The sequence below is a fragment of the Oceanisphaera psychrotolerans genome (assembly GCF_001870485.1).
GTDB lineage: Bacteria > Pseudomonadota > Gammaproteobacteria > Enterobacterales > Aeromonadaceae > Oceanimonas > Oceanimonas psychrotolerans.
Genome location: NZ_MDKE01000069.1, coordinates 68,903 through 86,869, shown reverse-complemented (window position 1 = coordinate 86,869; position 17,967 = coordinate 68,903). Strand labels below are relative to the sequence as shown.

General features: G+C 57.6%; 14 protein-coding genes and 1 pseudogene. 7 read left to right on the top strand and 8 right to left on the bottom strand.

The annotated features are described in order from the left end of the window. Positions 1-106 precede the first annotated feature (106 nt). The 4 genes and pseudogenes from rlmKL to rmf all read left to right on the top strand — a co-directional run bounded on the left by rlmKL (position 107) and on the right by rmf (position 4,847). Positions 107-2,205: pseudogene (rlmKL, locus tag BFR47_RS16675) on the top strand (bifunctional 23S rRNA (guanine(2069)-N(7))-methyltransferase RlmK/23S rRNA (guanine(2445)-N(2))-methyltransferase RlmL). Beyond that, a complete protein-coding gene (locus tag BFR47_RS16670; RefSeq protein WP_071474112.1) occupies positions 2,205-2,438 on the top strand; it encodes a glutaredoxin family protein in 234 nt (77 codons plus the stop codon). The pseudogene rlmKL and the gene BFR47_RS16670 overlap by 1 nt, the downstream one beginning before the upstream one ends. Continuing rightward, on the top strand, positions 2,435-4,336 hold the full coding sequence (gene uup, locus BFR47_RS16665; protein WP_071474111.1) for an ATP-binding cassette ATPase Uup: 1,902 nt from the start codon (positions 2,435-2,437) through the stop codon (positions 4,334-4,336). The genes BFR47_RS16670 and uup overlap by 4 nt, the downstream gene beginning before the upstream one ends. Before the next feature lie 334 nt (positions 4,337-4,670). After that, positions 4,671-4,847 carry a ribosome modulation factor gene (gene rmf, locus BFR47_RS16660; protein ID WP_071474110.1) on the top strand — a complete coding sequence of 59 codons (177 nt, stop codon included), beginning with the start codon at positions 4,671-4,673 and terminating at the stop codon, positions 4,845-4,847. A 74-nt stretch (positions 4,848-4,921) separates the two neighbouring features. Here rmf and fabA read toward each other — a convergent pair whose 3' ends face one another. From fabA to BFR47_RS16645, 3 genes are all read right to left on the bottom strand, one after another. Next, the gene (gene fabA / locus BFR47_RS16655; RefSeq protein WP_071474109.1) at positions 4,922-5,452 is read right to left on the bottom strand and encodes a 3-hydroxyacyl-[acyl-carrier-protein] dehydratase FabA; all 531 of its coding nucleotides are present in this window, start codon (positions 5,450-5,452) and stop codon (positions 4,922-4,924) included. Between the two features lie 88 nt (positions 5,453-5,540). Then, positions 5,541-7,496: a Lon protease family protein gene (locus BFR47_RS16650; protein ID WP_071474108.1), complete on the bottom strand. Its 1,956-nt coding sequence runs from the start codon at positions 7,494-7,496 to the stop codon at positions 5,541-5,543. A 178-nt stretch (positions 7,497-7,674) separates the two neighbouring features. Continuing rightward, positions 7,675-8,400: a hypothetical protein gene (locus BFR47_RS16645; RefSeq protein WP_071474107.1), complete on the bottom strand. Its 726-nt coding sequence runs from the start codon at positions 8,398-8,400 to the stop codon at positions 7,675-7,677. 300 nt (positions 8,401-8,700) lie between these two features. On the opposite strand from BFR47_RS16645, the gene BFR47_RS16640 reads away from it, so the two are divergent. Both BFR47_RS16640 and BFR47_RS16635 read left to right on the top strand, forming a co-directional pair. Continuing rightward, complete coding sequence (locus BFR47_RS16640) at positions 8,701-9,291, top strand: biliverdin-producing heme oxygenase (protein WP_071474106.1); 591 nt, start codon at positions 8,701-8,703, stop codon at positions 9,289-9,291. Between the two features lie 27 nt (positions 9,292-9,318). After that, positions 9,319-11,385 (top strand): sensor domain-containing diguanylate cyclase, encoded by a 2,067-nt coding sequence (locus tag BFR47_RS16635; protein WP_083399197.1) that lies wholly within the window; start codon positions 9,319-9,321, stop codon positions 11,383-11,385. Positions 11,386-11,399: 14 nt separating this feature from the next. Here BFR47_RS16635 and BFR47_RS16630 read toward each other — a convergent pair whose 3' ends face one another. The 5 genes from BFR47_RS16630 to BFR47_RS16610 all read right to left on the bottom strand — a co-directional run bounded on the left by BFR47_RS16630 (position 11,400) and on the right by BFR47_RS16610 (position 16,135). Continuing rightward, positions 11,400-12,356 (bottom strand): class I SAM-dependent methyltransferase, encoded by a 957-nt coding sequence (locus BFR47_RS16630; protein ID WP_071474105.1) that lies wholly within the window; start codon positions 12,354-12,356, stop codon positions 11,400-11,402. Positions 12,357-12,385: 29 nt separating this feature from the next. Further along, a complete protein-coding gene (locus tag BFR47_RS16625) occupies positions 12,386-13,255 on the bottom strand; it encodes a substrate-binding domain-containing protein (protein ID WP_071474104.1) in 870 nt (289 codons plus the stop codon). 34 nt (positions 13,256-13,289) lie between these two features. After that, entirely contained in the window at positions 13,290-14,519 is a 1,230-nt protein-coding gene (locus tag BFR47_RS16620; protein WP_071474103.1) for a DEAD/DEAH box helicase, read from the bottom strand. 255 nt (positions 14,520-14,774) lie between these two features. After that, positions 14,775-15,683 (bottom strand): homocysteine S-methyltransferase family protein, encoded by a 909-nt coding sequence (locus BFR47_RS16615; RefSeq protein WP_071474102.1) that lies wholly within the window; start codon positions 15,681-15,683, stop codon positions 14,775-14,777. Positions 15,684-15,829: 146 nt separating this feature from the next. Next, positions 15,830-16,135 (bottom strand): MTH1187 family thiamine-binding protein, encoded by a 306-nt coding sequence (locus BFR47_RS16610; protein ID WP_071474101.1) that lies wholly within the window; start codon positions 16,133-16,135, stop codon positions 15,830-15,832. A gap of 836 nt (positions 16,136-16,971) precedes the next feature. Here BFR47_RS16610 and BFR47_RS16605 point away from each other — a divergent pair. Continuing rightward, positions 16,972-17,175 (top strand): cold-shock protein, encoded by a 204-nt coding sequence (locus BFR47_RS16605; protein WP_071474100.1) that lies wholly within the window; start codon positions 16,972-16,974, stop codon positions 17,173-17,175. The last annotated feature ends 792 nt before the right edge of the window (positions 17,176-17,967 follow it).

Below are 17,967 nucleotides of genomic sequence, written 5' to 3'. Positions count from 1 at the left end.
GATAATGCGTCAACCTGCCGATATTGCGTGCAATAAGCGGCAATTTTTACAGACCGACAGCGGTTTAAGGTATAATGTCGCCCTCTTTTATCTGAAAAGCCTGACTATGCTGCCGTTTTTTGCTACCTGCCCCAAGGGCCTGGAATCCTTACTCACCGACGAACTGAAAAACCTGGGCGCCACCTCGCTTCAGGAAACCGTGGCCGGTGTGGCCTTCAAGGGTGAACTGGCCACCGCTTACCGTGCCTGTATGTGGTCTCGGCTGGCCTCGCGTATCATGTTGCAACTGGCCGACTTTACCATGCGCGATGATATGGACCTTTACCTGGGCGCGGCCAACATCGAGTGGGAGCAGCATATTCAACCAGGGCAGACCTTTGCCGTGGATTTTTCCGGTGGTAACGATGCCATCACCAATACCCAGTATGGTGCGCTCAAGATCAAGGATGCCATCGTCGACCGGCTGACCAAACGCCGGGGCGAACGGCCGAACGTGGACAAGCGCACCCCGGACATCCGTATTCTGGCGCACCTCAAGCGCAACCAGCTCAGCATTACCCTGGACCTGTCCGGCCCGGCCCTGCACCAACGGGGTTACCGTCAGCAGGCCGGTGAAGCACCGCTGAAGGAAAACCTGGCCGCCGCCATCCTGTTGCGTAGCGGCTGGGATCTGAATACGCCGCTGGTCGATCCCATGTGCGGCTCCGGTACCTTATTAATAGAAGCGGCATTGATGGCGGCCGATCAGGCGCCGGGTCTGTTGCGGGTGCGTTTCGGCTTCATGGCCTGGAGCGGCCACGACCGCGCCCTGTGGCAGGAGATCAGCGCCGAGGCGACGGTACGCGCCACCCGCGGCCTGAAACAGGCCAGCACCCAGCTATATGGTTTCGATCAGGACAAGCGGGTACTGGCGTTCGCCCAGGAAAACGCCGAGTCAGCCGGGGTAGCGGGGCTGATCCGCTTTGCACCGGGCAGCGTCACCAGCCTGATCAACCCGGCCGCCACACCCGGCTGGCTGATTTCCAATCCGCCTTACGGTGAGCGACTGAGCGAGTTTCCGTCCCTGCTGGGTCTGCATCAGCAATTGGGCGATACCCTGCGCGATCAGTTCAAGGCTGGCACGTCAGTCTGATTTCCAGCTCTCCCGAACTGCTCAGCTGCCTGCGTCTGCGCCACGAAAAAATCTATAAGCTGTTCAACGGCGCCCTGGCCTGTGAATTGCGTAATTATAAAATTGCCGAAGATGCCAAGGCGGCGCGGCCGCTGGCGGAAGACTTTGCCAACCGGCTGGCCAAGAACATCAAGGCGCTGGAAAAGTGGGCCCGTAACGAGCAGATTGACTGCTACCGGCTCTATGATGCGGACTTGCCGGAATACAATGCCGCCATCGACCGTTATCAGGACTATATCGTCATTCAGGAATACGCCGCGCCCAAAACCATTCCCGAATACAAGGCCCGGGGTCGTTTCTACGATCTGGTACAGGCGACCATGGCGGTCACCGGGGTAGAGGGCAGCAAGGTGATACTGAAAGTCCGGTCGCGCCAGCAGGGCAGGGAGCAGTACGAAAAACTGGACCGCCGCGATCAGTGGATGGAAGTCCAGGAGCACAACACCCGGTTGCTGGTGAACCTGTACGATTACCTCGACACCGGCCTGTTTCTGGATCACAGGCCCATCCGCAAACAGCTGGGTGAGCTGGCCAGGGGCAAGGATTTTCTCAACCTGTTTGCCTACACGGGCACCGCCACCGTGCATGCCGGTCTGGGCGGCGCCAGATCGACCACCACCGTGGACATGTCCAGAACCTATCTGGGCTGGGCCGAGCGCAACATGCAACTCAATGGTCTGACCGGTCGTCGCCACCAGTTTGTGCAGGCCGACTGCCTGAGCTGGCTGAGCAAACCCGGCGACGATTATGACCTGATCTTCGTCGATCCGCCGACCTTCTCCAACTCCAAGCGGATGGAAGATGCCTTCGATGTGCAGCGCGATCATATCGAGCTGCTGGGCTTGCTGAGCAAACGACTGCGTCCGGACGGCCTGCTGATCTTTTCCAACAACAAGCGTCATTTCAAGATGGACATGGCCGGGCTGGAAGAATTGGGCCTGGTGGCGAAAGACATTACCAAGTCCAGCCTGCCGAAAGACTTTGCCCGTAACCCGCAGATCCATAACTGCTGGGAAATTCGCCGGAGTCAATGATGAGCCTGACGCTGTTTTCTACCGATGGTTGCCACCTGTGCGAACAGGCCTGGGCGCTGCTGGAGCAGTGCGGCCTGAGCGGTGACACCGAGCAACAAGATATTATCAACAACGAGCAATGGCTGGCCGCTTATGCGGTACGGATCCCGGTGTTGCGCCGCCAAGACGGTGCCGAACTGGACTGGCCCTTTAGTGCCGCCGATATTATTGCCTTTAACCGAGTAACGTCATGAGTTTGTTAACCCTGCAAAACGCCCAGCTGGCGTTTGGTGATGCCCCGTTACTGGATGGGGTGGAATTCAATATTCAGGCCGGAGAACGGGTCTGTATCGTGGGTCGTAACGGCGCCGGCAAGTCGACACTGATGAAAGTGATTGCCGCCGAACTGCAGCTGGACGACGGTCGTCGCCAGCTGCAACAGGGCATCAATATCGCCCGACTCGAGCAGGATCCCCCCAAGGTCGCCGACGATCAGACCGTGTTCGACTATGTTGCCGGTGGTCTGGCCGAGATGGGGACTCTGCTGGCCAAATATCATCATCAGCTCGAGCGGGTCTGTCACGATACCTCCGAAAAAGCCATGAACGAGCTGATGCGACTGCAAGAACAGGTTGAGCACGCCAATGGCTGGCAGTTCGACACCCGCATCAACCAGAGCCTGACCCTGCTCGGCCTGAACGGGGACACCCGGCTGAACGACCTGTCGGGCGGCTGGTTGCGCAAGGTGGCTCTGGCCCGCGCACTGACCAACGATCCGGACATTCTGCTGCTGGATGAGCCGACCAACCACCTGGATATCGACGCCATCGCCTGGCTCGAAAGCTTTCTGGTGGATTTCAGAGGCGCCATCGTCTTCGTCAGCCACGACCGTGCCTTTATTCGCAAGATGGCCACCCGTATCGTGGATCTGGATCGGGGCAAGCTGTCCAGCTGGCCCGGCAACTACGACGATTATCTGGTCAACAAGGAGGAAGCGCTGCGGGTGGAAGCGGAACAGAATGCGCTGTTTGACAAGCGCCTGGCGCAGGAAGAAGCCTGGATCCGTCAGGGCGTCAAGGCACGACGCACCCGTAACGAAGGCCGGGTAAGAGCCCTCAAAGCCTTGCGCAACGAGCGCAGTCAGCGCCGTGAAAGCCTGGGTAAAGTCAGCGTGACCCTGGACGATGTACGCCGTTCCGGCAAAATCGTGTTCGAGGCCGAGAACCTGGACTTCGCCTACGAAGGCAAGCCCTTGCTCAAGAACTTTTCGACGCTGGTGCAGCGTGGCGACAAGATTGCCCTGGTGGGTCCCAACGGTTGTGGCAAGAGTACCCTGATCAAGTTGCTGCTCGGTAAGCTGGAAGCCCAGCATGGCAGCCTCAAGTGTGGTACCAAGCTGGACGTGGCCTATTTCGATCAGTACCGGGAACAGCTCGATCCTGAGCGCACCGTGATGGATAACCTGGCCGAAGGCAAGCAGGAAGTAGAAGTCAATGGCCGCAGCCGCCATGTGCTGGGTTACCTGCAGGATTTCCTGTTCGAGCCCAAGCGAGCCCGCACCCCGGTCAAGGCGCTGTCGGGCGGTGAGAAAAACCGGCTGCTGCTGGCGCGGCTGTTCCTCAAGCCCAGCAACCTGCTGGTGCTCGATGAACCGACCAACGATCTGGACGTCGAAACCCTGGAACTGCTCGAAGAGTTGCTCGCCGACTACAAAGGCACCCTGTTGCTGGTGAGCCACGACCGGGACTTCATCGACAACACCGCGACTCATTGCTGGCTGTTCGAAGGCGAGGGCAAGGTCAGCGAATTTGTCGGTGGTTATCAGGACATGCAGCATCAGTTGTCCTACCAGACCGAAGTGGCGGCGGCGAAAGAAAAAACCGACAAGCCGGCGGCCAAGGCTGACAACAAGCCCAAGCCTGGCAAGAAACTGTCGTACAAGCTGCAGCAGGAGCTGAGCGGCCTGCCGTTGAAACTGGAACAGCTGGAGCAACAGATAGCGTCATTGCAGCAAGCGGTGAATGCCCCGGACTTCTTCACCCAGTCCGAGGAGCAAACGCAGTCGACCCTGCAGCAACTGGCCGAAGCGGAAGCCGAGCTGGAAGTGGCCTTTGCCCGCTGGGAAGAGCTGGAAGCCATGGCTGCCGGCTAAGTCACCGATCCTCGCTTTTTAATCCGGACATGCCCGCTATTCGCGGGCATGTTGTTATCTGGCTGTTCATCATTCATCAATTACTATCAATCACCATCAATGGCATTTTACACGGTCATTGATGCGATACGGCCTGCCATGATCGGAGTGAGATTGCTCACATTTTGATATTTTTATCTTCACTAAAATGTCATAGAAATCAGTCGTTAACACGGTCGCCGTAGACCATGCTCAAAAATTAGCCTTGATCTCGAGGCTCAACTCATTTATTCATAAGGGACGGCGGTGGTAACGCCGCCGTGCACTTTTTGTTGATTATATGAGGGTTGTATCTATGAAGAGACAAAAACGTGACCGCTTGGAAAGAGCGCGTACCCGCGGTTACCAGGCCGGAGTCAGTGGTCGAGCCAAAGAGCAATGTCCCTACAATGATTTTGATGCCAAAGGTCACTGGTTGGGTGGCTGGCGAGATGCCATGGAAGACAAGGGCTCGGGCCTCTTCATAAAGTAAGTTAACGATACCTTCAACAAAAAGGCCCCGACATGTCGGGGCCTTAACGTTTTCTGCTGCCGTCAGGGGATCGATCAGAAGCTGGAGGTATCGGTAAAGAGACCGACTTTCAGATCCTTGGCTTCATAAATCACGCGGCCGTCCACTTCCACGATACCGTCGGCGATACCCATGACCAGCTTGCGCCAGATCACCCGCTTGAGGGTAATTTTATAGGTCACTTTCTTGGCCGTCGGCAGGATCTGGCCGGTAAATTTCACTTCACCCACGCCCAGAGCGCGACCCTTGCCGGGGCCGCCTTTCCAGCCCAGGAAGAAGCCGACCAGCTGCCACATGGCATCCAGACCCAGACAACCGGGCATCACCGGGTCGCCGGGGAAGTGGCAGTCGAAGAACCACAGATCGGGGGTGATATCCAGCTCGGCGATGATCTCGCCCTTGCCGTGTTCGCCACCCTCGTCGCTGATGTGCATGATGCGGTCCATCATCAGCATGTTGGGCGCCGGCAACTGGCTGTTGCCCGGGCCGAATAACTCACCCTGGCTACAGGCCAGCAGTTCTTCTCTGGTAAAGGAATGTTTACCCAGTTCTTTTTGTGAAGGCATTTCACTATTCCATTTTGTTCAGGCAGGGCCTGGATTGCAATTGGCGTCACTTTAGCGAACAGTTGTTCACCATACAAGTCCGATCACTTCAGCGTCGGAACAAGCGCCGTAAAAAGCCGCTTTCCACGGTATGGCCGTTAAGCTCGTCGAGGCGATCACGAATACGGCCGAACAGCGTATCCGGTTGCTCGACATCACCGGCCACACTGCCGGTCAGTAGTTCGATGGCCTGTTCGACATGGGCCACCGGATAAATGTGGAACTGACCGGCCTGGATGGCGGCACTGACTTCATCCGACAGATTGAGCTGCAGCCGGTTACTGGCGGGGATCAGAACCCCCTGTTCGCCGGTCAGTCCCTGAATCTTGCATAGCCGAAAGAAGCCTTCTATTTTCTCGTTCACACCGCCCACCGGTTGCACATGACCAAACTGATCCACGGCACCGGTCACCGCAAAGTGCTGATATATCGGCTCCTTGGCCAGGGCCGAGAGCAGGGCGCACAGGCCGGTCAGCGAGGCGCTGTCGCCGTCGATTTCATGGTAAGACTGCTCGAACACCAGGTTGGCGGACAGCGGTGAAGGGTGCTCGGCACCGAACAGGTTGGACAGATAGCCGTGGATGATCATCATCGCCTTGGCATGAATATGACCCGCAAGATCGGCCTTGCGCTCGATGTCCACCACGTCGCCATCGCCCAGGTGCACGGTGGCGGTGAGTCGCACCGGCTCGCCGAAGTCGTAAGGGTGGCCGGTGATCTGAATCACCGACAGGCCGTTGATCTGGCCCACGATCTTGCCGCTTGTCTGCAGCAGATACTGGCCATCGCGCACGCCCAGATCCGATTGTTCCACCAGAAAGCTCAGACGGTGGTCCTGCTCCTGCTGGGCCAGTAGTACATGGGCTTCGGTAATCAGTTCGCTTTGTTCTCGTCGGGCGATGACATCCGACAGCTGCATCATGGCCACCAGCTGGGATTCGACCAGCGACAGCCGGTGCTGGTGCTCGGTCAGTCGGCAGCCATAGCGACACAGCCGCAGTATGGCGCTGCCGTCCATGTCCAGCAGCTGGTGCTTCTGCCGCAGATGGGACAGGAAGCCGAGGTAAGAAGGTAAATCCTCGCGCACATCCCACTCGGGAATGATGTCTGCCCGCAAAAAGGCCAGGGTATCCAGCTCCCGGTCGAGCAGATAGAGCTCGGCCACCGACAGACGATCGCCCACCAGGATCAGGTGAATATCCAGCGGGGGCGGCTCGGGCTGAAAATAAAACGACGCCATTTCTGCCGACCGGCTCCATTCCACCCGGCGAGAGGCGAGGGCATTTTTCAGGCGAAACCAGAGATTGGGCTGATCGAGCAGCTCTTCGATCGGCACGATCAGGTAACCACCGTTGGCCTGATGGATCAGCCCCGGCTCCAGCAGATGGTGGTGGCTGAATACCGACCCCTGTTCGGTCTGAAAGTGAATGGCACCAAACAGCTGTTCGGGGGTGAACTGACGGGCATAGACGATGGGAATGGTCTGGTCGTGTCGGTGCACCATCAGGTTGATCAGCACCGGGTGGCTGAACCCCTGACCGGCGGCCACATGCTGGGACAACAGCGACAGGTAGTCGGCTATCTTCTCGTCGTTGCCCTGCTTTTTCAGGATCCGCTGCACCACATGTTCGGCTTCCAGGTGGCGCGATGACAGCTCCAGCAACTGACCGACCAGCTCGCAGAACTCGATGCCGGTGCCGGCCTTCAGCCTCAGCCAGATGGGTTTTTGTGGGTGATGCAGGTTCTCGGCGTAACACAGATCGAACAAGTCGGCATGCTTGGCATGCTTTCTGACCAGATCCTGGACCAGCTCTTCATAATCTGCACCCGGAAAACCGTTGAGTAACAGCACCGGATTTACCGCATTCAATTCCGACAGGGTGGAGAAGGCGGAATCTACCCGGGCTTGCAGCGCGCTGAACGGCAGGCAGGGCACCTCGTTCAGGGTGGCGAGTTCGGGCAGGTTAAAAACGGGATTCAGTTCGACGGGACTCAGTGGTTGCACTCAAAAACTCATCAGCGTTGGTAAATTGCGGTCAGTATACTGCAGCGGAGCCCGGGGTCGACAGCGTGATGGAGAATATGCGGTAAAAAGCGCATATTCGTGCCGGTTTAGACGCTGCACTGTATGTAAATCAATCATCAACCGGGCGATATCACGGAGACATGGCTACCGATCGTTGTCATCGGTATTGCCGGTAATGGTCCAGCTGCACCACGTTATTGCGTACGGGCTGGTCCGGGTAAGGGCAGGGGAAGTCACCGACCCGGGTGTCGGGATAAGACGCAGCCGCCAGACCGCTGCCAAAGCGAAACAGGGCGTCGTCCAGCAGGCGAACCACCGGCCGGAAGGACGGAGCTCGGTTGCTGCCGGCCTTCTTGTGCCTCTGGTTGATATGCAGCCCCAGGCCGTAACAGTGATTATCATCCAGGTAGTCCAGGCCCTCGTGGGTCAGGGTCTGCTTCAGCCACTGTCCGGCATCGGCAACATGACCATTGACGCTGAGATCGTTGTTGTTGAACCAGTGGACCTGACGGGGCTGAGTGAGGTAGTTATCCGTCATCAGCGGCAATTCGTCGTCGTTGATGGCGCCACTTTCCAGTGCCAGATGCAGGGCTTCGTTACCCCAGCGTTCCAGCAGCACCTGTTCCAGCTCGTCCTGTGTCGGCCGCAGGCTGAAGGGCAGCAGGATGGCGTAGCGACTATAGGCCTCTACCGCGATCACCGTATGGTGGCGCCGAGCGCCCTTGTTGCCGTGTTCTACCAGATGACATTGCCAGGACACCCGGGCAAACCCGGTGCTCAACGGTTGGGTTCCCACGCGCTTGCCATCCGGGCTGGGAATTTTCGGCAAGGTGACGCCCAGCCAGTTGGTCAGTGCATTGCTGGCCGAGATAAAAATGTCCATGAGTTTCCTTATTGCTCGATACGGGGGCTTATACCTGCCCAATCCTCTTGGTACGACCATGTCGTGCCAAGAGGCGTGTTCGGGCGAATTAACGGCCTTTATTGCGTTTTATACGTGATAACGACCGGAATATCATCAGGCTGGCGCCTATTGCTGTTCGACCTGTTGGCATGACGGCAGGTGCCGTTATCAGCTAGCACCGACGGAAAACCCCGAGTCCTCGATTATGAATTGCGTTAACTCATTCTTTTCCTTGATAATAGCGCTCCATGCCATCGGCTCTGAAGAGGGATCATTATTGTGTCCACTACACTCGGCGCCTATCTCCGGCAGTCAACCCTGGATGCGCACCGCAATCTGGACCGCCATCGGGTATTACGCCCCCTGCTCAAACCGGGATTGCGCCAGGAAGAATATACAGGCGCGCTGCTGGCGCTTTATCCCGCACAATGTCAGCTGGAAGAGGCCATACATCGGGGGTTGCACCGACTGCAACTGGATTATCCCTTATTATCTCGTGTTTCGGCACTGGCGGGTGACTTGACCACCCTGGCGCAGCGGTTGCCGGTACATGACGGAACGGCGTGTCTCGACGTTGGTCGTCCCGGCCAGCTAATCGGGTTGTTGTATGTGCTGGAAGGGGCCAAGCTGGGCAGCCGGGTCATCGCGCACAACATTCATCGCACCCTGGGTACACAGGTGCCGAGCCGCTATTTTTCGGTCGCGCAGGAGGAAGACAACTGGAGAGATTTCTGGCGCTTTGCCGAATGTCACTGTACCGAAGAGGAATGGCTGTCGGCAGCTTCGGCTGCCAACAGCGCTTTTCGGCTGTTTCTGTCTTGCCTCGATGCTTATCAGGCGGCGGATACCGTCATGGGTACTCGTTGCTGATCTCTACCTGATGCGGGAAAGGATACTGTGCCCCTCAAGATAACCCCAGAACTGGCTGCGCTGCAGGCGCAGTGCAATCGTGAAGCGGTACATACTCCCGGCGCCATTCAGCCGGCGGGTTGTTTGTTTCACCTTGATCATGCCTTGACGACGACCATACAGGTCAGTGCCAATATCGGGCAGATTTTAGGTGTTAGCGTGACACAGGCGCTGGATGCGACGCCTTCCGGGCTGCTCGGCGCCAGACTGATCAACCGGCTGCGACGAGAACTGCAGGCAAATGAACGGTTGTCCGGCAGCCTGCTCATCAGCCGGCAGATTGAGGGCCATCGCCGGAGATTCCGGGTCATTGCCTATCGTCACCAACAGCGGGTGGTGATTGAGCTGGAACCGGTTCGCAGCGTGGAAGAACTGCGGCTGCTGCCGGCGGTGAATGAACGGCTGGCACGTATTGCCGGTGCCGAGACAACCGACAGTCTGCTGCAGGCGCTGGTGCAGGCGGTTCGCTCTCTGACCGGACATGACCGGGTCATGGTGTACCGGTTTGATGCCGACTGGCACGGGACCGTGGTTGCCGAAAGTCGCAGTGAGCAGGTTTTCGGCTACCTGGGACATTCGTTTCCTGCCAGCGATATACCGCCACAGGTGCGTGCGTTGTATCGCATCAACCCGGTACGCAGTATTCCCGATGCCACCGTGGCTGCGGTGCCGCTGGTACCGGCGATGGATACCTCGGCGGAGCCGCTGGACCTGTCTCCGGGCGTATTGCGGGCGGTGTCGCCCATGCATCTGCGTTACCTGCACAATATGGGCGTGAAGTCGGCGCTGTCGATTGCCATTCCGGGTGATCAGGATCTGTGGGGGCTGCTCGCCTGTCATGGACTCGAGCCGCTCGCCTTGTCCCCCCTGGTGCGTGATGCGGTCTATACCCTGGTACACATGGCCACCCAGCGACTGTTTTTGCTCCAGGCCCGAGATGAAACGGCCTATTTGCGGCGAGTTCAGGATTGCCGGGAACTGCTGGCGGATGATCAATTGGGTTTTCAGGATCCGCTGGAGCTGTTGCAGCGTCGGGGCCAGGAATGGCTGACTTTATTCAGCGCCAGCGGCGTGGCGTTGCTCCATCATGGACAGGCTTACAGCACCGGTCTGGTACCGGAGAACAACGCCTTGCTGCGAACAGGTCGCTGGCTCAACACGCATCATCAGGGATGCGGGATCTGGTGTAGCCAGCATCTGGCCGGTACTCCGCTGGCCACGGAGGTCGAGCTGACGGGTTATGGGGGCCTGCTGGCCGTGCCGCTGCCACTAGAGGCGGCACAGCGCGGCTGGTTGTTGCTGTTTCGTGTCGAACGGTTGAAAAATTATCGCTGGGCCGGCCGGCTGGATGCCTTGAGCCATTTCGAGAATGGCCAGCGCCTCTTGTCACCCCTGCGTTCATTCGAGACCTGGGTGGAGGAGGTGCAGGAGCAGAGCGAACCCTGGCTACTCAGGGAACAGCGGGCGGCACTGGATATCGGCGAAGATGTCACCGTCGCGATTCTGGTCAAGGCCATCAGTGACCTCAACGCCCGCCTGACCCAGGTCAACCGGAGACTGGAAGGCATCGCCACCACCGACGCCCTGACCCAGATCTGGAATCGTTATCGTATCGAGCAGGCGATCGAGCACGACATCAGTCTGGCAGTACGTGTTGGCCGGCCATCGGCGCTGCTGCTGCTTGATGTGGATTTTTTCAAACGCATTAACGATCATCACGGTCATGAGGCCGGTGATGCAGTGCTGGTCACCCTGGCGGCGGTCATCAACCAGACCCTGAGAGACAGTGACTATCTGGGACGCTGGGGTGGAGAAGAGTTTGTCATCCTGGCATCCGGTTGCAGTCTTGCGGACGCGAGAACACTGGCCGAACGGATCAGGCAAGCCGTCGGGGCCACCGATTTCGGCAGCGTAGGTACCGTGACGCTCAGCATAGGTGTCAGTCTCTGGCGACCCGGTGATAGCCGCAAGAGCCTGGTCACCCGTGCCGATATGGCGATGTATGCCGCCAAACAGGCGGGGCGGAACCGGGTAATGACCGAAGAGGATCTGTGAGGCTGGCGCCGGTATTACCGGGAGCAGCGGCCGAACACCAGGGCCTTGAGCCCGGCTTCCAGGTCTATGTCTTCAAACTCGGGGGGATTGTCCAGCCGTTCGACGAAGCGTAATGCTGGCGCCTGCTCGGCCATGTTGTCGATTAAAAAGCGGCTGGGAATATCGGGATCGTTGACACAGGCCAGCACCTGGCCGCTCTCGGTCAGCAGCTCGGGCAACCGTCGCAAAATCTTGTGGTAATCCTGGGTGAGGGCAAAGCTGCCCTTCTGAAATGAAGGCGGATCGATGATGATCAAATCATAAGTCCCCAGCTTGCGTACCTTGCCCCAGGATTTGAACAGTTCATGACCGAGAAACGTCACCTTGCTCAGGTCGTGATCATTGAGCCGATGATTGTCCCGGCCCCGGCTCAGCGCCGCCCTGGCCATGTCCAGGTTGACCACCTGCTCGGCGCCACCCTGAATGGCCGCCACCGAAAAGCCGCAGGTATAGGCAAAGAGATTCAGCACCCGCTTGCCCTGCGCCTGTTGCCGCACCCAGCTGCGTCCGAGGCGCATATCTAGAAAAAGCCCGTGATTCTGGTTGCGGCCCAGCTCCAGCTGATAGTACAGCCCCAGCTCCCGTACCTGGGGGCGAGACTCGAGCTCGCCCCAGAGTACTTCTATCGGTGCACCTTCCCGACTGCGATGTTGCAATAACAGGGCACGGGCACCGCGCTGATGCCATGCTTCCTGCTCGGTCAGCTGCAGCAACAAGGCCTTGAGCCGAGACAGAAATTCGGGTTCCGGCTCCTTGAACAGAGACACCAGCAACTGACCATCCAGCCAGTCTGCGGTCAGTTGCTCCAGCCCCGGCCAGCAGCGCCCGCGGCCATGAAACAGCCGTCGGATTTCATCGGGGTGTGCATTCAGCCCGTGATCCAGGGCCTGATGCAACTGGTGATAAAAGACGGGCAGGGCGGTGACATCCATGAGATTCTCGGGCAGGCGAAACAGGGACGTTATTTTAGCGAGCCGATGGGGATAAGGCTACCATTGCCCGGGACCGGTTCTGGGTCAACGGACATCCGCTGGCCAGCGGATAGGGAGGGGTGGGCTGTCGCACAGCTGATGCCACCTGCGCCGGCGGGCAGGCTGATGTGCCAGGGTGCCGTCATGGGCTGATAGGTCTGGCCGTTGATGTTCATCAGCTCTGCAATCTGGATTGAGGCGCCCGCCTGTTCGATGGCACAGTCCAACGCTGTGCGTATCAACGCCGCGCCAATGGGGCTGCATCGGTGCATTACGAAGGGCGGGGTCGGGGCCTCTGTACTTCTGCCGATGATGGTGATGCCGCGGGTGTCCAGCAAGGGCCAGCTGTGGGCGTCGATGGCCGCCAGATCCGCCCAGCCATGGCGCAGATAATCCAGGCTGCTGGCATGGGCTCCACTGATCAGCACCTGGTCACAGTCAATCCCGCTGGCGGCTGCCCATTCAAACAGGGCGGCACCGCCGGAGCGGGAGCTGGCCGAATTAATCACGAAGCGTCCAGAGCCCCTATGCTCCCGACCCCTTGCGGTGACGATATGGCTGAAATACTGGCCCGGAGTACCGTCCAGATCGGCGAACACCGGCCGGGCAATCGGCACCAGTTCCTGTGCCTGGGGAGTGAACAGGTCCGGCCCACAGCACTGGCTGAGCAGCAAGGCGGGGTGGGCCCATTGCTCGACCAGCGGGGTGTGTCGGTTCAGTGTCTCGGGCAACGGCAGGCGGTCGGGCAACAGGGGCGCGCTCAATCGATGCAACTCGTTTCTCAACACCGACCAGAATGCATCCAGCTTCGGCTGCCGTACCGGCAAATCATACCAGGGTAAACTCGCGATCAGGCTCACGTGACCGTTTCCTTATGCATCGGGGACAAGAGATTCAACGTGGCGATTTAAACTGCTTGATGCTGCGCTTGCTGGCGCTGCGACGGTTGGCCTGTTTGTCCCGCGGAGGTCGTTTACGCTCGCCGCTGGCTGGTTGATCCGTGACCGGAAAACCGTCCAGTGCCTGCAGCGGCAGCCCCGCGCCCGTCAGGGTCCGGATGGCGGTCAATGCCTCCGCCTCGGCGTGGCAGACCAGCGATATCGCCAGCCCTTCCCGGCCGGCTCGGGCGGTGCGCCCCACCCGGTGTACATACACCGGCGCGCTGGCTGGCAGGTCCAGATTGATGATCACCGGCAGCGCCGCGACATCGATACCCCGGGCCAGCAGATCGGTGGCAACCAGCACCCGTAACCGGCCCGTTTTAAATTCGGTCAGCGTCTGTGCACGTACCTGTTGTTCCTTGTCGCCGTGCAAGGCGGCGGCATCGATACCGGCCTTGTTGAGTTTTTTTGCCAGCGCATCGGCGCTGTCCCGCGCATTGATGAAGACCAGCACCTGCGACCAGGCACCTTGTCTGAGCAGGGCGATCAGCGCCTGCGCTTTGCTGCCCTTGTTGACCAGATAACAACGTTGTTCAACCTCATCAACCAGGCTGTTGCCGGCATGGGCCTCGATACGGCGAGGGTCGATGAGCAACCGGGTGGCAATATCCTCCAGTTCGGCGGGCAGGGTCGCCGAGAACAGCTGTGTCTGCCGTTGTTCCGGCAGCCTGGCCAATATCCGCTGAATGTCGGGCCAGAAGCCCATTTCCAGCAGGCGATCAGCTTCGTCCAGCACCAGTTGCGAGACCGCATCCAGGCTGATCAGTTGTTGCTCCAGCAGATCCAGCAGGCGACCGGGCGTGGCCACCAGCAATTGCGGCCCCGTGGCGAGTTCGGCCAGTTGCTGCTCTTGCTCCACGCCGCCACAGAGGGTCACGATGCCAATGTTCATGGCCCGAGCCAATGGCTGCAGCACGGTACTTGTCTGCGTTGCCAGCTCTCGTGTGGGCACCAGTATCAGCGCCTGTACCGGGGCTGGCGCTGGTTGTATTCCCTGCACCTGTACTCCCTGAACCAATGGCAGGCCAAAGGCCAGGGTTTTGCCGCTGCCGGTCCTGGCCAGTGCCAGGACATCCTGGCCGGCCAGTGCCACCGGAATGGCCAGTTGCTGAATACGAGTCGGCGTATGCCACGGCAAGGCGGCCAACAGGTCAGGATGAAGCTTGAGCTCGGCAAAGGTCATGGGAATACCAATAGAGAAGGTGGAGCGGAAGTCTAAACAGCTGACGCAGACAAGTAAACCGCCTTGATTAATGACGATAAAGCAGCATAAACGTCTGCCTTGCCTGGTGCAGCCCCGGGAAAATTCGAGACCAGGCAGAATATAAAACTGAAATAGAGTGAAGTTGCCCGGCAGGGAGGCCAATCCGGCATTGGCCCCTGCATCAGATCACCCTCGGCTTGCTGTCCGGACCTCCATCCAGGGGCAGCAGGTGATTCAGTTTTCCCTGAGCGTGGTCAGTTCCTTGATATGGGCAGGGGTAATACCACAACACCCGCCAATGATGCTGGCGCCGGCCTGAATCCATGACCGGGCGAAGTCACGGTAGGCCTGTGGTGTTAACTCTTCCCTGAGCGCGCAGAGTCCGTTATTGGCCTGGTGCTCATGACCGATGGGCGAGAAGCTGTTGGCATAGGCGCCAAGCCGGATATGTTGCTCATCACCGGACTCGGTAAGTGACCGTCTGGCGGTGACAATGGCCTGCTCCATGACTTCGGCACGGCTGCAGTTGAACAGAATGGCGGAGATCCGGGTTTTATCCAGCTGGCGCACCACATCAAACACCTTTTCGCCGGAGCGCAGGCGGGGCGCTCCGTCCGGCTCGTCCTGAATGGTAAAGGCCATCCACAGTGCTTTATCAGTCGGTAAAACCCGGTTGGCAATCAGCTCGGCCTCGGCAAGGCATGACACGGTTTCGGCCAGCCAGAAGTCCACATATTCATTCTGGTTTTCTATCATGGCATCGATTAGGGGCTGTGCCGCTGCCGATGAAAACAAATCGGGTCGATACGAACCCAACACCGGGGGGATACAACCGGCCACCGACGCCGCCGGATAGTGCTTTGCACAGTCCCGGGCCAGGCCGGCCGCCCGTTTTATCAGCTGGCTGCCGGACGCGTTAAAGCGTTCTGCCCCGATATGAAAAGGGACCAACGCATAGGTATTGGTGGTAATGACCTCGGCCCCCGCCGCCAGAAAGTGTTCATGAGCCTGTGACACAAATTGCGGAGCTTCAATCAAGGCCTGAGCCGACCATTCCGGCTGTTTGAAGGGCGCACCGATACGCTTGAGCTCGCGCCCCATGCCGCCGTCCATGATGATCGGGATGTTTGGTTCTATTTTCATGTAATAACTATGTTTTTGTCGGCTAATTGCGGAATGATACCCTTTATTTGCATAGTACGACAGGGAAGAGGCTGGCGATATAACCGGGGCTGGCGAGGGTCCTTTCCCGGTTATATTGCATTGGCTGGATAGCAGGGGGCAACCCGTTATCGGGAGTCCAGTTTATCCTGCACACTGCTGACCTTATCGGCCATGGTCTGCTTGCGGTCTACCCGGGTGCCTACTTTCATGTGACTGGTAATGCGCACGGCTCCGGCCGCATGAAGATCTTCGTGGCAGCGTTTGACCGCGGCCATCACGTCTTCCCATTCACCTTCCACGTTGGTGCCGTAGCCGTGCATGGTGTGGGTGAGGCCGGCGTCTTCGAAAATTTTCTGGCACATGGCCACATAAGGTGAAACTGAGGTTCCCACGCCGCCGGGTGACACCATGATATCCATCAGTACGTACATTGCATCTTCCTCTATGATGACGGTGATAGGGTACTATTCGAGCTTGCCTGCCACGCAGGAACAAGGGCCAATCAGTACTTTTGGATTGGCCAGCCTGACGTAAATGTGCCGACCATTTTTTGGCCATTCGGGCAAATGGTCGGTCAAAGTGTGAGGATTCCCTACGTTAGCGTATATGGTCGGGGATCAAGGCAGCAGTCAGTGCCGGAGCCGAAGATATTGTAAGCAGGTAGCGCTGAGGAACAGCATTAACACATAATTATTATGCCAACATGCATATTATTACCAATAAACAACCTCACATAAGCATCTCAGCGCTATATCAGTTTTCACACCAACAAAAACGGAAAGGTCGCGACCATACTGGCACTGGCTGGGCTGCTTGCACATTGAAGATCGAGGCTTTGATTAACATTAGCTGTCTGAAGGCAAGCGGCGACTGGGGGAGGGAGTGACACCGTTCCGCCAGCGTCTGCACCATCTGCGAAAAGCTGCTCTCCAGCTGATTCATCAGGGCGGTATTGGGCTCCCTGGAATAAGTAACTGGTTGGCGTCTGGCGTCAGAAGCTTCTGCAATCTGACGGCTTGCCCTGCTTTACAGGCTGTTCCGATCCGTGAAGAATCTTCCCTGTATAAATGACGTACAAAGATTATCACGATAATGTTTGACGCCACCCTCTCGCTTCCGTAGAGTGCACGTCAGCAAGAGTTTCAAGTTAGCGCGGCCTTTGTATATTGTTTGTTCCTTACGGTACTGCAGTCACCAAACTTCCTTTCTTTGATATTTGTTGCATTTTCCGAGCATAAGCTCGTCACTAAAATAAAGGTAAGATAAAATGGCTAACGGCACCGTAAAATGGTTTAACGAAGCAAAAGGTTTTGGTTTTATTACTCCCGCTGATGGTGGCAAAGATTTGTTTGCCCATTTCTCCGAAATCGTCGGTGGTGGCTTTAAAACACTGGCAGAAGGCCAGGCAGTATCCTACACCGCTACTGAAGGTGCCAAGGGTCCTCAAGCTTCACAAATTCAGGCTCTGTAATTACCCTCCGGTAATTCAAGACCTAAAAAACCCGCTTCGGCGGGTTTTTTTGTGCCTGAAGTTTGGTAAAAAATCAGGCTGTCAGCTGGTCCACACTATGCGATATATCCGGTCTGACCGACATCGCAAAAATGCTGGCGCTGGCAACGTATTCAGCGGTGATCTGGCGAGCCTTGCAGCTTCGGTTTGCCTGGTTGTTGGTCACCACCAGATCAACAACCGGCTACACCAGGATCTTGCCGACCATAGCTCCCTATATATCACAGGGCTACAGTGGCTGTTAACAGTGATAAACAGGGCAGGGCGCTTGTTTTTTATGACATGCAAGCCCCAATCATAGGCTTGATCGGGAGTTTAAATAGCCATTAGTCAGTCCGCAAACATGGACATTGCTGCGTTATGGTAAATATTAAAGTGAAGTACCAGAGGAAAAGGGTATGCGGCCGGGATAATTGCATAACTCGGTTTATGGGGAGCCTGGATGTGAAGAGGCATTAGTAACCGTCGGAGCGAAAGCTTTAAAAAGCCTCGTAGCGGACTCGAGATGCAGAGTGAGCTCATCCTCGTTGTCTTCAGCCAGCGCCGTCAGCCACATAGAATACCAAGTCATCACGCCGCCTGGAGGAGATCTTTCGGTTTTAGGAAATACCGGCTCACCGGAACCAATTTTAATAGTGGACTTCAGATGCGTGTGAGTTCTGCTTTACGACGAGATTTTGTTAACTTTAAAATCAAGGAGTTAGCTTGAATTTCCAGTTAAGGAAAATAGAAATTCCGCTTGATTCTGATATT

Coding starts and splice junctions, on each gene's coding strand:
- fabA (WP_071474109.1), bottom strand. CDS start 5,452: ATGCCTTCACAAAAAGAACTGGGTAAACATTCCTTTACCAGAGAAGAA.
- uup (WP_071474111.1), top strand. CDS start 2,435: ATGAGTTTGTTAACCCTGCAAAACGCCCAGCTGGCGTTTGGTGATGCC.
- BFR47_RS16670 (WP_071474112.1), top strand. CDS start 2,205: ATGAGCCTGACGCTGTTTTCTACCGATGGTTGCCACCTGTGCGAACAG.
- BFR47_RS16630 (WP_071474105.1), bottom strand. CDS start 12,356: ATGGATGTCACCGCCCTGCCCGTCTTTTATCACCAGTTGCATCAGGCC.
- BFR47_RS16645 (WP_071474107.1), bottom strand. CDS start 8,400: ATGGACATTTTTATCTCGGCCAGCAATGCACTGACCAACTGGCTGGGC.
- BFR47_RS16605 (WP_071474100.1), top strand. CDS start 16,972: ATGGCTAACGGCACCGTAAAATGGTTTAACGAAGCAAAAGGTTTTGGT.
- BFR47_RS16610 (WP_071474101.1), bottom strand. CDS start 16,135: ATGTACGTACTGATGGATATCATGGTGTCACCCGGCGGCGTGGGAACC.
- rmf (WP_071474110.1), top strand. CDS start 4,671: ATGAAGAGACAAAAACGTGACCGCTTGGAAAGAGCGCGTACCCGCGGT.
- BFR47_RS16615 (WP_071474102.1), bottom strand. CDS start 15,683: ATGAAAATAGAACCAAACATCCCGATCATCATGGACGGCGGCATGGGG.
- BFR47_RS16620 (WP_071474103.1), bottom strand. CDS start 14,519: ATGACCTTTGCCGAGCTCAAGCTTCATCCTGACCTGTTGGCCGCCTTG.